The sequence below is a fragment of the Candidatus Edwardsbacteria bacterium genome (assembly GCA_031082425.1).
In the GTDB taxonomy this organism is placed as follows: Bacteria; Edwardsbacteria; AC1; order AC1; family EtOH8; genus UBA2226.
The window spans coordinates 323,189-336,091 of record JAVHLB010000001.1; the positions used below are offsets into that span (position 1 = coordinate 323,189).

Here is a 12,903-nt window from a genome sequence, read left to right on the forward strand (position 1 = left end):
TAGTGTGCACTATTTTTATTAATAACCTATCGAGTGCTGTTTGAACATATAACATTAGTTGGCTATATCAGATTCTTTAAAGTTACCATCCTTCCCTATGACATCGTGAAATTCTAACAAAGCAACAAGTTCGAATATTTTGTGAAACAATATGAGAAAAACACCTTTTATGAATAAATTAAGACTATCGGTACTCACCCGCTTTATTTTTATATATTCGTGACCCAATGATTGACCAATGTTTTCAATATCGTTAACAGTAATTGTTTTATCTTTGTCGTGTGCGCATTTATTGCGCACGGTGTTTAAATTTTTAATTGCTTGTATACATGTGTTGTCTAATATATCAAAGGCGTCAACTAATTGTAATTTTTGATTAAAGGATAAATGCCCGCTTTCAATTATTTTATCACCACGCTTTAATTTGGTTTTAATTATTCTTTCCATCAAATTTTCAACAATAAGATGAAAACGTAATACAACTAAAACCACATCGTCTTTTGAATCTAATGTAAGTGAAAATTTATTATATTCCTTATCAATATATTCTTCAAATATTTTTTTATTCTTTTTCATTTTAACCTCTATAAAACAGTAAAAATATTTCTTTATCACAGCCATCCCCATATACGTCCGTAAAACCTTCAGGGTTTGGGCGATGGGTTGAAACCCATCGCTGGTTGTCACCAAGGCCGCCGTTGCGGCCTGGGCCGTACGAGGTTTCGTAGAAACCTTGATGAATAACCAGCGATATCATTAATGGTATCGCTTAAAATAAATGGATCACCGGATTACATCCATCCCCATGAACGGCCGTAAAACCTCCGGTACGGTAATGCCAAAATTATTTAAATGGTACGCCCATAGTATCGGTTAACATAATGCTTTTTAGGATTTCTTCACCTTCTTTGATGATCAAAGAGTCAAGCTCTCCTTCCAACCCCCGTTCTGATATTTCAGCCTCCAATATCACACGGTTGCTTTTATAAATAGGGTGGATGCACCTAAAACCTTGTGAGCGTAAGCTAAGTGGTGTGTTTGGTGCCTGGGCCGGATTACGGTCGATGACCCGCTCGGTCCAGTTAACACACCATTGTCCTTGCCGGTTAGTGGGAGTCTGGGTAAAGTTTACCATTTTATATCGTAAAGTATCATGAACCGTATGTTTTTCTTTGTCAATTGCTACCAAATCCTCAAGACTTGTGGCCGCACGCGCCATTCTTCTTAAATTGATCTCTACAAAGGCGGTGTGAGTAGTTGATGGAAGTTTCTTCCTAAAACGTGCCACATCGTCTTTTTGCTCGCTTAACAATACAAACCACCCCGTATCCGGCGGTCTGGCCACGGTAAATCCATAAAAACTCAACCGAGGCTGCATTTTGGAAACAGGTATAATGTAATGGCTACTGCATGAGACAACAGCAACAATGATCAAAATAAAAAGCGAAAGATATAACCCTGTTCTCTTTTTCATTTTCCCCTCGTTTTAATATTGCAAGCTTACTTGATTAAATCCATCCCCATAAACGGCCGTAAAACCTCCGGCACGGTAATGCTGCCGTCGGCGTTCTGGTAATTCTCCATCACCGCTATCATGGTCCGGGGCAGGGCCAGGCCCGAGCCGTTCAACGTATGCACGAACTCCGGCTTGGCCTTGGGTTCCCGGCGGAACTTGATATTGGCCCGGCGGGCCTGGAAATCCCCGAAGTTGGAGCAAGAAGAGACCTCCAGCCACTCCTGGCAGCCCGGGGCCCAAACCTCCACATCGTAGGTCTTCACCGAGGAGAAGGTCAGGTCGGCGGTGCACAGCTGGACCACGCGGTAGCGCAGGCCCAGCATCTCCGGGATGGCGCAGGCGTCGGCCAGCAGCTTCTGCAGTTCCTCATTTGAATTCTCCGGCAGGGAGAACTTGACCAGCTCCACCTTGTCGAACTGGTGGCCCCGCTTGATGCCCCTAACATCCTTGCCGGCCGACATCTTCTCCCGCCGGAAGCATGGGGTGTAGGCCACGTGATATAAAGGAAGCTGGCTTCCGTCCAAAATTTCGCCCCGGTACATGTTGGTCACCGGCACCTCGGCGGTGGGGATCAGCCAGAAATCCTCCTCGGCGTCGTGATACAGGTTGTCGGCGAACTTGGGCAGCTGGCCGGTGCCGATCAGGCAGTGGTGGTTCACTATGTAGGGCGGAAGGATCTCGCGGTAGCCGTGCTTTTGGGTGTGAACATCCAGCATCAGGGCGATCAGGGCCCTTTGCAGGCGGGCCCCGGCCCCTTTGAGCAGATAGAAGCGGGTGCCGGACATCTTGACCCCTCGCTCGAAATCTATGATATCCAGCTTCTCGCCCAGCTCCCAGTGGGGCTGGGGGGCAAAGCCGAATTTCTTCTCTTCGCCCACGGTCTTCTCCACCACGTTGTCCTTTTCGCTCTGGCCCGGCGGGACGGTGGGGTCGGGCAGGTTGGGCAGGGCCAGGGTGATCTCGGTCAGCTTCTCTTCGACAGAGCGCAGCTCGTCGTCCAAAAGCTTTATCTGGTCGCCCACCCGGCGCATCTCCAGAACCTTCTTGTCGGCTTCGGGAGACTTTTCCTTCTTCAGCCTGGCGATCTCCTCGGAGACCTTGTTGCGTTCCGATTTCAGGGTCTCCACTTCCTGCAGGACGGCCCGGCGCTTGGCGTCCAGCTCCAGGAACGGCCCCAGGTCGGCCTTCTCGCCCTTCTTGGCCAGGCCCTCCTTTACCAGTTCGATGTTCTCCCGGATGAATTTGAGATCCAGCATAATGCCTCTGTATTGGTAAATGGTTAATAGTTATTCGTTATTAGTTGACATCACCCTCGGTTCCTCTCCTAAGACATTAAGAGAGGGAAGCTGTTAGGCAGGGAGAGTCATTTCAGCAGATGCGACAACGCTGAAAAGTCGAGATCCAGGAAGGGCACCTCCCGCTCGATCCGCTCTTTGCGGCCCTTCATGAACCCGGCCACCCAGGGGTTGGTGATGTTGCTGACGTCGAAACTGCGGTGGATCACGGCGTAGAGGTCTATCTCCCGGATCTTCAGGAAATGCGGGACCTCCTTGAGCCACTTGGGGTCCAGCTGGTTCTCTTGGGCGTAGCCGGCCAGAAAGTGGGTCAGGAATTCTTCGACCGAAGCGATATCCGGCTCCTTGCCAGCGGTCATGTAGAACAGCACGATGGCGATGTCGCAGACGAACCAGGAATACAGGCTGTCGTCAAAATCGAACAGGCAAAGGTTTCCGTTTTGGTCCACCAACATATTGCTGCTGTGGGCATCATAATGGATCAGCCCGAAGGACTCCCGGTCCCGGGGCAGGGCCGACACCCGGTCCATGACCTCCCGGTATCTTTTCCGGGCCAGGGCCTCCGGCTCCGGCAGATGCTTTACGCATTCGGTGTTGGCGGAGTCCTCCCATTGGGGCCGCTTGGCCAAGGGGTCTTTCGGCTGATAGTCCTTGGTCAACGCGTGCATCCTTCCCAGCAGACGGCCGTAGGTCCGGTAAAGCTGGGGGCTCCAGCCGGCCTCATGGACCGGGCGGCCGTCTATTTTCACAAAGGCGGTGGCCAAAAAATGCCCGCCCTGGCGGTCGTCGATCGGCTCCACCAGTCGGCCGTTCTCCGACATTATCGCCCCGGCCACCGGCACCCCGTTCCCGGCCAGGTAGTTGATCCAGTCGGCTTCGCCCCGGATCAGCTCCTGGCTGCGGCGCAGGCTGTGGCCCAGGCGCAGGATGTACTGCTTGGAATCCCGTTCAAACGAATAGATGAAACTCTCGAACCCGCCCAGTTCCCGGATTTTTTCTTCCGGCACGGCATAGCGCTCCATGGCCTCGGCCAGGATATGCTGGTTGAACCGGTCCTTGATACGGCTTTCCATCGGCAACTCCGTCAAGTTAGAACATCAATTATAGCACAAGGCTGGGGGAGGGCAGGAGTCATTTTTCCAGCCGGTCGATGGCGCCCACTATCTGCTGGGCCACGAAGATCAGCAGGTCCTTCTCGGCCTCGCTGAACGAGATCTCCTCGGTGTAGCTCTTGATGACCATGATGCCGACGGTCCGGTCCCCCTTCTTCAGGGGGATGCCCAGCCAGTTGACGAAGGGAGCGTTCATCTCGTCCATCTCCCCGGCCCGCATCTTCTCGGCGATGGTCTCGGAGGTGGCGAACAGCACCTGGCCGCTCTTGATGACGTACTCGAACAGCCCCTTGCCCAGCCTGGCGGGGGGCGGGGTGGCGCTGAACTCGTCGATATGATAGGGGAACTCCAGGATCTGGCTGTCCTGGTCGTACAGGGCCACCAGGAAGTTGCGGGCGTAGATCAGGCCGCCCAGGATGCTGTGCAGGTCGGAGAACAGCTGTTCCAGGCTGGGGGCGGCGGCGGCCTTCTGGGATATCTTGTACAGGGCCGACTGCAGGGCCTGGGCCTGCTTCCGGCCGGTGGTCTCCTCGCTGGTGGTTATGATGGCCACCGGCTCGCCGGCGGCATTCTTGACCACGTCCGATACCAGATGCACCGGGAAGATCGAACCGTCCTGGCGGATGTTCAGGCCCTCGCGGCTCAGGCGCTTGATCTTGCGGGCCTGCTCCCGGGTCATGGGGTTCCAGATGCCGTTGGGGGCGAAGATCCGCACCTCCCGGCCGATCAGCTCACTGACCTGGTAGCCGTGCATCTGGGCCTCGGCCGGGTTGGAGTACAGTATCCGGCCCTCGATGTCCGAGATGGTCACCCCCAGGGACATGGTGTCCACCAGCTGTTCCAGGGCCCGCAATTTCTGCCGGGTCCGGTCGTGCTCCAGGTCCTGGACCTCGGCCTCGGACAGGCGAATGCGCAGGGCGTGCAGCTCGTTGATAAGCTGTTCCTTAGATTTTTCCTGGTCTTCCATGAAACTATCCTCTAATAAAATGATTCGAAAACCGTTTCATATCCGTCCGGCCGACCTCAGCACAAAGATGGCATCGGCGGTGACATAGGGATTGCTTTTGATCCTGCTGGTCCCGCCCCAGTCAATCCCGGTCGTTCCCCGGGACGTTTCTCGGGAAAACCGGTAAAACTTGACCTCGGCCGGCCAGCCGCCGTCCGGCAGCCGTTTCGACTCCAGCAGGTCCAGGGCCGTCCGGCAGCGGGGGTCATTAATGAGGCCGGCCTCGGCCATGGCCTTTAGCCCGGACAGGATGTTGTAGTGCCAATAGGCCGGGTAGGCCAGCCTGGTGAACCCGGGATCCATCACCAGGTCGTCTTTTTTGCGCAGGAAAAGTTTCCGGGACAGGAAAAGCTCGGCGGCCTTTTCCGCGGCCCGGCGGGAGGTCTTGCAGGCGGTGATCCTGGCATGCAGGGCCAGGGCCCTGAAGGGCGGCAGGGTCTCATGGAAGGACGAGGTGTGGGCCGAGGGTTTTTTGTCGCAGTTCCATCCGCCATCGGGCCACTGCCATTTTACAAGGTTGGATATCAGCTGCTCCACCCTTTGATCCGATATTCCCAGGGTCAGGGTGGAGAAGATGGCGTTGCCCTCCTGGGAGCCGCAGCGCCGGGCCTTGTCATTGATGATCTTGACGCTTTTCAGGTGACGTTCCGACAACAGCCATTCATACACCTGTTTTCGCAAGGGGATCAGTTCCCGGCTCCCCGCAGGATAGCCCAGGTCGGCCAGCTGCAGCAGCACCCAGTGGGCCCCCCGCCATTTGTGATAGGGATGGTGGGGGATGGTGCCGTCCGCTTGCTGTTCCGCCAGCAGGGCTTTGTAAATGTTTTTCATATCTCCATTTCCAGGCCGATGGGGCAGTGGTCCGAGCCCATCACCTCGGGCAGGATATAGGCCTTCTTGATATTCTTCTTTAAATTCTGGCTGGCGTAAAAGTAATCGATCCTCCAGCCCACGTTGCGGTCGCGGGCCCGGGAGATCACATCCCACCAGGTGTAGCGGCCGGGCGAGGGATCGAACAGCCGCAAGGTGTCGATGAACCCCAGCTCCAAAAAGCGGTCCATCCATTCCCGCTCCTGGGGCAGAAAGCCGGAGACCCTGGAGTTCTCCCTGGGCCTGGCCAGGTCTATCTCCTTGTGCGCGGTGTTGACGTCCCCGCAGATGATTATCTTCTTGTCCTTCTTCAGCAGCTTTTTCATTTCCAGCAGAAACGCTTCGTAAAAATCCATCTTATACTTCAGCCGTTCCGGCGAGGCCTTGCCGTTGGGGAAGTAGATGTTGAACAGGATGAATTTGCCGTAATCGGCCTGCAGGACGCGGCCCTCGTCGTCGAACCTGGCAGCCCCGAAGGTCTGTTTGACTGACAGCGGCTTCTCTTTGGAGAACAGGGCCACCCCGCTGTAGCCGGGTTTTTGGGCCGAGGCAAAGTGAATGTCATATCCCGGAATATTCTCCAGCTCTTTGGCCACCTGCTCCGGCCTGGCCTTGGTCTCCTGCAGGCAGAGAATATCGGGCCGGGCCTTGGCCACCCATGGGGCAAAGCCCTTTTTGAAGACGGCTCGCAGACCGTTGACGTTCCAGGAAAGCAGGGTTGTTCGCATAATCATTTTAGGTTTAATGGGACGCAGATTTTCGCAGATTACACAGAGCTAATCTACAGGTTCTGTTTTATTTCACCATCACCGAGGCGTCCGGGTCCAGCGGATTGGAGCGGATCACCAGCGAATATATGTAAGGATAGGCGCTCTTCAGGTGTTTTACATATTCCAGCCACTCGGCCAGCAGCAGAACGTAGGCCCGCTTGATGTCGCCGGAGAGGTGGGCCAGGTCGCTTTCCGGCAATTTATCAAAATTGCTTCGCAGCTTGAGTTCCTCGGTCAGGTGCGACACCGCCCACAGCAGTTCGGTGAAGCTCTGGTGCTCCAGCAGATTCTGGTTCTCCAGCAGGCTTAAAAGAAACGACCGCTTAGCCGACAGAAATTCGTTCAATATCGCCAGATCGCCCGAACGGGGGTCTATGGCATGATTTTGCGACATAAGTTTCTGTCGGCCCTGCTTGAAATTATTTTCGTTCCAGCCGGACCCGATCTTCAGCAGAGACCTCAACTCGGGGGCATTCCGGTCGAACTTCGTCAAATGGACCATCAGTTCGGTGCCTGCCTCGCTGAAGAAGGCCCCGATCACCATGTTCATCTTGTTGAGCAGGGCCTTTTTCTCCCGGCGGGCCATCAGGTCGTTCAAGATAAGCGTCACCAGCAGCACCTGGACGGGCACGAAGGCCAGGTCCTGCAGCATGTAGAAGAAGGTGTCCTGCGGCTTGCGGAAGATGAGCACCTGGGCCAGGTAGAAGGAGAACGAGACGGCGGCCAGCAGCAAGGTCAGCCACAGGTACCACTTGGAAAACTTCATTTTTACCGCCTATAATATTTGAATTCAGGGTTCATCTGCCGGAGGATAGTTCCGGCCTTCATTGGGCCCGGCCCTGGTTCTTGACCGATTCCATGGCCTTTTTCACCGCCTGGGGGTCGCCCAGATAGAAGCTCTTGACCGGCTTCAGGCTTTCGTCCAGGTGGTATACCAGCGGAATGCCGGTGGGAATGTTCAGTTCGACTATGTCGTTTTCGGAAACATTGTCCAGATGTTTGACCAGGGCCCGCAGGCTGTTGCCGTGGGCCGCGATGATCACCCTCCTTCCCGCCCGGACCGCCGGCACGATGGTGCCGTGCCAGCAGGGCAGAAAGCGCTCGACGGTATCCTTGAGGCATTCGCCCAGCGGCAGTTCGTCCCGGGACAGTCCGGCATAGCGGGGGTCCTTCCCGGGATAACGTTGGTCGGCCATCTCCAGCGGCGGCGGCGGGACGTCATAGCTGCGGCGCCAGATCTTGACCTGTTCCTGGCCGTACTTGGCCGCGGTCTCGGCCTTGTTGAGGCCCTGCAGGGCGCCGTAGTGGCGCTCGTTGAGGCGCCAGGAATTGACCACCGGGATCCACATCAGGTCCAGCTCGTCCAGGGCGATCCACAGGGTGCGGACGGCCCGCTTGAGCACCGAGGTGTAGGCCAGGTCGAAGGAATAGCCCTCTTTTCTGAGGATCTGCCCGGCGGCCTGGGCCTCGGCGATGCCCTGGGGGGAAAGGTCGACGTCGGTCCAGCCGGTGAAACGGTTCTCCTTGTTCCAGGCGCTCTCGCCGTGGCGCAGCAGGACGATCTGGGGCATATATTTTATCCTCTTTCTTGCGGTTGGCACGGATACGGAAGTTATGTTTAAATATATCACTTAATCTGCCCGGCTTCAATACAAATTTATACAAATGTATTGACAAAACGGGTTCTTTGTTATATATTCATATCAAGATATATTGATATGATAACCCCTCCCCTTACCCTCCCCGTTGCGGAGAGGGGAAATTAAGGAAGATATGAGACAGACCGTAAAAACCTTCAAGGCCCTGGGGGACCCCACCCGCCTGCGGATCGTCAAGCTGCTGGAGGGGGGCGAGCTGTGCGTCTGCCAGCTGATGGCGGCCCTGAAGATGGGGCAGTCGCGGATCTCCCGGCACCTGTCGATCCTCAAGGAGGCCGGGCTGATCGAGGACCGCCGCCAGGGCAAATGGGTGCACTACCGGCTCAGTTCCGAAGCGGGGGCCAAAAAGCTGCTGCCGGCGCTCAAAACACTGGATGCCGATGCCACGGTTAAAAAGGACCGGACGTATATTGTGGTCCTTTCGGTCTGTTCAACCGAACATTGATAAAATTAAAAAAGGACAGCATATGAACGCCTCGGTCTTGCGAAGGCTTGGTTTCCTGGACCGCTACCTGACCGTCTGGATCTTCGCCGCCATGGCTGTGGGAGTATTTTTGGGCTGGCTGTCGCCGGATATCGTCCACTCATTCAATAAAAAATTCAGCCTGGGCACCACCAACATCCCCATCGCCGCCGGACTGATACTGATGATGTATCCGCCTCTGGCCAAGGTAAAATACGAGGAGCTGGGCGATGTCTTCAAGAACTGGAAGGTGCTGGGGCTGTCTCTGCTGCAGAATTGGGTGGTGGGCCCGATACTGATGTTCTTTCTGGCCATAATCTTCCTGCCGGCCTACCCCGAATACATGGTGGGGCTGATCATGATCGGGCTGGCCCGCTGCATCGCCATGGTGATAGTATGGAACGACCTGGCCGGGGGCGACACCGAATACGCCGCCGGGCTGGTGGCCTTCAACAGCGTATTCCAGGTGCTGTTCTTCTCGGTCTACGCCTGGATCTTCATCACCAAGCTGCCGCCGCTGTTCGGCCTGCAGGGCAGCGCGGTCAATATCACCATCGGGCAGATCGCCAAAAGCGTCTTCATCTACCTGGGCATACCATTTCTGGCCGGCATCATCACCCGCTTCACGCTGATCAGGCTGAAAAGCAGGGATTGGTATCACGCCAAGTTCATCCCCAAGATCGGCCCCCTCACCCTGATCGCCCTGCTGTTCACCATCGTGGTGATGTTCAGCCTCAAGGGCGAGTACATAGTGAAGATCCCGCTGGACGTGGTGCGGATCGCCATTCCCCTGCTGATCTATTTCGTGGTGATGTTCCTGCTCAGCTTCTGGATGGGCAAAAGGGCCGGAGCCGGCTACGCCAAGACCGCCACCCTGTCATTCACTGCCGCCAGCAATAATTTTGAACTGGCCATTGCGGTGGCGGTGGCGGTGTTCGGGATCGACTCCGGGGCGGCCTTCGCCGCGGTGATCGGGCCCCTGGTGGAGGTGCCGGTGTTGATCGGGCTGGTGAACGTGGCCCTGTGGTTCAGAAAGAGATACTTTGCCCACCAAACACAATGAAGATCATGGCAAATCATTTTAGCAATAAAGGCCTGCTGATAAAGGGGATGGTGCACCTTTCCGGAGCGGAGGCCCTGTCCGAAGCCAGGAACGGGGCGCTGTTCGTGGATCTGCGGACGCCGATCGAGACAGACTACAAGAAGTTCGATGTCCCGGAAGTGCTGTACCTGCCGGCTCCGGAGCTCAAAGAACGTTTGTCCGAACTACCCAAGGATTGCCCGCTGATCCTGGCCGATTCGGTGGGCCTGCGCAGCAAGGAGGCGGTCAAATTGCTGATGTCTAAAGGCTGGAAAAACGCGGCCAACCTCAACGGCGGGATCCTGGACTGGGAGCACGACGGCCTGCCGCTGAAGGTGGACGACAGCAAGAAACTGTCGGGCTCCTGCACCTGCCGGCTGCGGCGCAAATAAGCCTGTTAAGTTGGTTGAGACATAAGTCAATCAGATACATTTAAGAAAGGCTGGTCATGGATGAATTAAATGATAAAGAGAGGATTCGCACCGCTGTCCGGGAGACGTACGCCAAAGCAGCTGTTGCGAAAACTCCGGGATGCGGATGCACTGCTACCGGTTGTTGCGGGGCACCGGACGATTTTACTGCCGGGGACCTGTCGCAGGCTGTGGGCTATTCGATCCAGGAGATAAACACGGTTCCCGAAGGGGCAAACCTGGGCTTGGGTTGCGGCAATCCGCAAGCCATCGCCGCTTTAAAGCCGGGGGAAATTGTTCTCGATCTGGGCAGCGGTGGAGGGTTTGATGCCTTTCTGGCCGCCAGGCAGGTTGGCGACACGGGCCGGGTAATAGGCGTGGACATGACCCCGGAGATGATTTCAAAATCAAGGGCCAACGCCGATAAGGGCGGCTATAAAAATGTTGAATTCCGTCTGGGCGAAATTGAGAACCTGCCGGTGGCGGACGAAACCGCAGACGTAATAATTTCCAACTGCGTGATCAACCTGTCCCCCGACAAGCCGAGGGTTTTTGTGGAGGCCCACCGCGCATTGAAGAAAGGCGGCCGGCTGGCCGTTTCAGACATCGTGGCCTTTGCCGAAATTCCCGAAGAATACAAGCAGGATCTGGCTCTTTATGCCGGTTGCATCGCCGGAGCCTCGTCAATCTCTGAGGTAGAACAGATGCTGCGGACGGCGGGATTCTGTCAGGTTCGGATAGTTCCCAAAGAGGAAAGCCGGACGGTTATCCGCAGTTGGGCGCCCGGCAGCAAAATAACGGATTTTGTCATTTCCGCTTCAATCGAAGCCATCAAACCCGGCGGCAATCCCAATGTCACATAGCCACGATCACCGGGCTGACAGTCTGAAGGGGCTGACGTGGACCCTGGTCCTTACCGCTGTTCTGATGCTGGTGGAGTTCCTGGGCGGCTGGCTGTCGGGCTCGCTGGCCCTGGTCTCCGACGCCGGCCACATGCTGACCGACGTGCTGGCGCTGGGCCTGTCATTGCTGGCCATCCGCTTTGCCGCCACTCCGGCCAACGCCAAAAAGACCTATGGCTTCTACCGTTTGGAGATCCTGGCGGCCCTGCTGAACGGGGTGACCCTGATAGTCCTGTCGGGATACATCTTCTACGAGGCCTGGCAGCGCTTCGGCTCGCCCACCGAGATCAAGAGCGGACTGATGATCATAGTCGCCCTGGCCGGGCTGGCCGTCAATGTGGCCGGGTTCTTCATCCTGCGGGCCTCCAGCAAAGAGAACCTCAATGTGCGGGGGGCCTTCCTGCACGTGGTGGGCGACCTGCTGTCTTCGGTGGCGGTGATCATCGGCGGGCTGATCATCCGCTTCACCGGCTGGCTGTTGATAGACCCGATACTGAGCATCCTGATAGGGCTGATGATCCTGAAAGGGGCTTACGGCCTGGTTAAAGAATCGGTGGATGTCCTTTTGGAGGCGGCCCCGGCGGGGATCGAGAGCCGGAAAATTGAAAAGGTTCTGGCCGGGATCAAAGGGGTCAAAGCCCTGCACCATCTGCACATCTGGAGCCTGTCCTCGGGGATCCACGCCTTGAGCGCCCATGTGCAGATAGAGGACCAGATGACCAGCCAGAGTGATGCCCTTTTAAAAGAGATCCGGGAACTGCTGGAGCATAATTTCGGAATTCTGCACACCACCATTCAGTTCGAATGCACCGGGTGCGCGGAGATGATCTGCTCCCCGGTTAACTGCGGAACGCATAAAGAGTAGCTTAAGAAAATAACCGGCGCCCCCTTGACAAATATCATTAATTTGGCTATAATGCCAAATAGCCAAACATAAAGGATGATCATGACCCAAAAAGAGAAAGCCAAATACCAGGCCAGGGCCGCCATTATCAAGGCTCTGGCCCACCCCACTAGGTTATTTATGGTGGATAAGCTGTCGGTAAAATCGCATTGTGTTTGTGAACTTACCGCCATGGTGGGCGACGACATAACCACAGTGTCCAAACATCTGACTGTTCTAAAAAACGCCAACCTGGTGGCGGTGGAGAAAAAGGGCACCCAGGTATTCTACCATCTAAAGCTTCCCTGCATTATGGGCTTCTTAAGCTGCGCTGAAGAAACCATGAAAAACAGCCTTAAGGAACAGAATAAATTATTCAATTAAATTTTGGGGAATAAAACATGTCAAAGAACTGGTACCCGATACTCAATTATGAATTGTGCACTGCCTGCGGCGCCTGCCTTAAAAAGTGCAGCCACGGCGTTTTTGCCGACAAAGGCGGAATGATGGTGGTGGTTCATCCCCAAGGATGTGTGGATGGCTGCCGCGGCTGCCAGAAGCGTTGTCCTTCCGGGGCCATCAGTTATTTTGGCGAAAATGATCCCAAGGTTAAGCCGTCGGGGTGCGGCTGTGATTGTAAATAAAACCATAATACTAGGGGAAAATAAATGAAGATCCAAATACTGGGTACCGGATGCCCCAAGTGCAAGACCCTGACCGCCAACGCCGAGAAGGCGGTCAAAGAGCTGGGCATAGAAGCGGAGATTGTCAAGGTCTCGGAACTGAAGGATATCATGGCCTTTGGGGTGATGATGACCCCGGCCCTGGCCATCGACGGCGTGGTCAGGTCCACCGGTCATCTGCTGTCACCGGAGCAGATCAAAAAACTGATAACTTAATGGGACGCGGATCCACAGGGATTCCCGCTGATCTAAAA

17 protein-coding genes are annotated in these 12,903 nt (G+C 55.5%); 8 read left to right on the top strand and 9 right to left on the bottom strand.

Features of this window, described 5'->3' with window-relative positions:
• Positions 1-54 precede the first annotated feature (54 nt).
• The 9 genes from RDU76_01540 to gpmA form a co-directional block, all read right to left on the bottom strand.
• Positions 55-576, bottom strand: a complete 522-nt coding sequence (locus RDU76_01540; protein ID MDQ7797612.1) for a hypothetical protein — start codon at positions 574-576, stop codon at positions 55-57.
• 268 nt (positions 577-844) lie between these two features.
• Positions 845-1,474 carry a hypothetical protein gene (locus RDU76_01545; protein ID MDQ7797613.1) on the bottom strand — a complete coding sequence of 210 codons (630 nt, stop codon included), beginning with the start codon at positions 1,472-1,474 and terminating at the stop codon, positions 845-847.
• A gap of 26 nt (positions 1,475-1,500) precedes the next feature.
• The gene (serS, locus tag RDU76_01550) at positions 1,501-2,772 is read right to left on the bottom strand and encodes a serine--tRNA ligase (GenBank protein MDQ7797614.1); all 1,272 of its coding nucleotides are present in this window, start codon (positions 2,770-2,772) and stop codon (positions 1,501-1,503) included.
• 107 nt (positions 2,773-2,879) lie between these two features.
• On the bottom strand, positions 2,880-3,884 hold the full coding sequence (locus RDU76_01555) for a phosphotransferase (protein MDQ7797615.1): 1,005 nt from the start codon (positions 3,882-3,884) through the stop codon (positions 2,880-2,882).
• Positions 3,885-3,942: 58 nt separating this feature from the next.
• Positions 3,943-4,890: a PAS domain S-box protein gene (locus RDU76_01560; protein MDQ7797616.1), complete on the bottom strand. Its 948-nt coding sequence runs from the start codon at positions 4,888-4,890 to the stop codon at positions 3,943-3,945.
• Between the two features lie 36 nt (positions 4,891-4,926).
• Positions 4,927-5,760, bottom strand: a complete 834-nt coding sequence (locus tag RDU76_01565) for a hypothetical protein (GenBank protein MDQ7797617.1) — start codon at positions 5,758-5,760, stop codon at positions 4,927-4,929.
• Entirely contained in the window at positions 5,757-6,527 is a 771-nt protein-coding gene (locus tag RDU76_01570) for an exodeoxyribonuclease III (protein MDQ7797618.1), read from the bottom strand. The genes RDU76_01565 and RDU76_01570 overlap by 4 nt, the downstream gene beginning before the upstream one ends.
• A gap of 67 nt (positions 6,528-6,594) precedes the next feature.
• Positions 6,595-7,335 carry a hypothetical protein gene (locus RDU76_01575; protein MDQ7797619.1) on the bottom strand — a complete coding sequence of 247 codons (741 nt, stop codon included), beginning with the start codon at positions 7,333-7,335 and terminating at the stop codon, positions 6,595-6,597.
• 58 nt (positions 7,336-7,393) lie between these two features.
• On the bottom strand, positions 7,394-8,140 hold the full coding sequence (gpmA, locus tag RDU76_01580) for a 2,3-diphosphoglycerate-dependent phosphoglycerate mutase (GenBank protein ID MDQ7797620.1): 747 nt from the start codon (positions 8,138-8,140) through the stop codon (positions 7,394-7,396).
• A 202-nt stretch (positions 8,141-8,342) separates the two neighbouring features.
• On the opposite strand from gpmA, the gene RDU76_01585 reads away from it, so the two are divergent.
• The 8 genes from RDU76_01585 to RDU76_01620 all read left to right on the top strand — a co-directional run bounded on the left by RDU76_01585 (position 8,343) and on the right by RDU76_01620 (position 12,865).
• On the top strand, positions 8,343-8,672 hold the full coding sequence (locus RDU76_01585; protein MDQ7797621.1) for a metalloregulator ArsR/SmtB family transcription factor: 330 nt from the start codon (positions 8,343-8,345) through the stop codon (positions 8,670-8,672).
• A gap of 22 nt (positions 8,673-8,694) precedes the next feature.
• Positions 8,695-9,753 (top strand): ACR3 family arsenite efflux transporter, encoded by a 1,059-nt coding sequence (gene arsB, locus RDU76_01590; protein MDQ7797622.1) that lies wholly within the window; start codon positions 8,695-8,697, stop codon positions 9,751-9,753.
• A gap of 5 nt (positions 9,754-9,758) precedes the next feature.
• Positions 9,759-10,163 (top strand): rhodanese-like domain-containing protein, encoded by a 405-nt coding sequence (locus RDU76_01595; GenBank protein ID MDQ7797623.1) that lies wholly within the window; start codon positions 9,759-9,761, stop codon positions 10,161-10,163.
• A gap of 56 nt (positions 10,164-10,219) precedes the next feature.
• Complete coding sequence (locus RDU76_01600) at positions 10,220-11,044, top strand: arsenite methyltransferase (GenBank protein ID MDQ7797624.1); 825 nt, start codon at positions 10,220-10,222, stop codon at positions 11,042-11,044.
• Positions 11,034-11,948, top strand: a complete 915-nt coding sequence (locus RDU76_01605) for a cation diffusion facilitator family transporter (GenBank protein MDQ7797625.1) — start codon at positions 11,034-11,036, stop codon at positions 11,946-11,948. Before RDU76_01600 ends, RDU76_01605 begins: the two co-directional genes overlap by 11 nt.
• A gap of 81 nt (positions 11,949-12,029) precedes the next feature.
• Positions 12,030-12,350, top strand: coding sequence for a metalloregulator ArsR/SmtB family transcription factor (locus tag RDU76_01610; GenBank protein ID MDQ7797626.1), 321 nt, complete (start codon positions 12,030-12,032; stop codon positions 12,348-12,350).
• Between the two features lie 17 nt (positions 12,351-12,367).
• Complete coding sequence (locus tag RDU76_01615) at positions 12,368-12,610, top strand: ferredoxin family protein (protein MDQ7797627.1); 243 nt, start codon at positions 12,368-12,370, stop codon at positions 12,608-12,610.
• Between the two features lie 24 nt (positions 12,611-12,634).
• Entirely contained in the window at positions 12,635-12,865 is a 231-nt protein-coding gene (locus RDU76_01620) for a thioredoxin family protein (protein MDQ7797628.1), read from the top strand.
• Positions 12,866-12,903: the final 38 nt, after the last annotated feature.

What these genes read in the sequence shown, in the direction of transcription:
- RDU76_01540 (MDQ7797612.1), bottom strand. Translation starts at nt 576, where the DNA reads ATGAAAAAGAATAAAAAAATATTTGAAGAATATATTGATAAGGAATAT.
- RDU76_01545 (MDQ7797613.1), bottom strand. Translation starts at nt 1,474, where the DNA reads ATGAAAAAGAGAACAGGGTTATATCTTTCGCTTTTTATTTTGATCATT.
- serS (MDQ7797614.1), bottom strand. Translation starts at nt 2,772, where the DNA reads ATGCTGGATCTCAAATTCATCCGGGAGAACATCGAACTGGTAAAGGAG.
- RDU76_01555 (MDQ7797615.1), bottom strand. Translation starts at nt 3,884, where the DNA reads ATGGAAAGCCGTATCAAGGACCGGTTCAACCAGCATATCCTGGCCGAG.
- RDU76_01560 (MDQ7797616.1), bottom strand. Translation starts at nt 4,890, where the DNA reads ATGGAAGACCAGGAAAAATCTAAGGAACAGCTTATCAACGAGCTGCAC.
- RDU76_01565 (MDQ7797617.1), bottom strand. Translation starts at nt 5,760, where the DNA reads ATGAAAAACATTTACAAAGCCCTGCTGGCGGAACAGCAAGCGGACGGC.
- RDU76_01570 (MDQ7797618.1), bottom strand. Translation starts at nt 6,527, where the DNA reads ATGCGAACAACCCTGCTTTCCTGGAACGTCAACGGTCTGCGAGCCGTC.
- RDU76_01575 (MDQ7797619.1), bottom strand. Translation starts at nt 7,335, where the DNA reads ATGAAGTTTTCCAAGTGGTACCTGTGGCTGACCTTGCTGCTGGCCGCC.
- gpmA (MDQ7797620.1), bottom strand. Translation starts at nt 8,140, where the DNA reads ATGCCCCAGATCGTCCTGCTGCGCCACGGCGAGAGCGCCTGGAACAAG.
- RDU76_01585 (MDQ7797621.1), top strand. Translation starts at nt 8,343, where the DNA reads ATGAGACAGACCGTAAAAACCTTCAAGGCCCTGGGGGACCCCACCCGC.
- arsB (MDQ7797622.1), top strand. Translation starts at nt 8,695, where the DNA reads ATGAACGCCTCGGTCTTGCGAAGGCTTGGTTTCCTGGACCGCTACCTG.
- RDU76_01595 (MDQ7797623.1), top strand. Translation starts at nt 9,759, where the DNA reads ATGGCAAATCATTTTAGCAATAAAGGCCTGCTGATAAAGGGGATGGTG.
- RDU76_01600 (MDQ7797624.1), top strand. Translation starts at nt 10,220, where the DNA reads ATGGATGAATTAAATGATAAAGAGAGGATTCGCACCGCTGTCCGGGAG.
- RDU76_01605 (MDQ7797625.1), top strand. Translation starts at nt 11,034, where the DNA reads ATGTCACATAGCCACGATCACCGGGCTGACAGTCTGAAGGGGCTGACG.
- RDU76_01610 (MDQ7797626.1), top strand. Translation starts at nt 12,030, where the DNA reads ATGACCCAAAAAGAGAAAGCCAAATACCAGGCCAGGGCCGCCATTATC.
- RDU76_01615 (MDQ7797627.1), top strand. Translation starts at nt 12,368, where the DNA reads ATGTCAAAGAACTGGTACCCGATACTCAATTATGAATTGTGCACTGCC.
- RDU76_01620 (MDQ7797628.1), top strand. Translation starts at nt 12,635, where the DNA reads ATGAAGATCCAAATACTGGGTACCGGATGCCCCAAGTGCAAGACCCTG.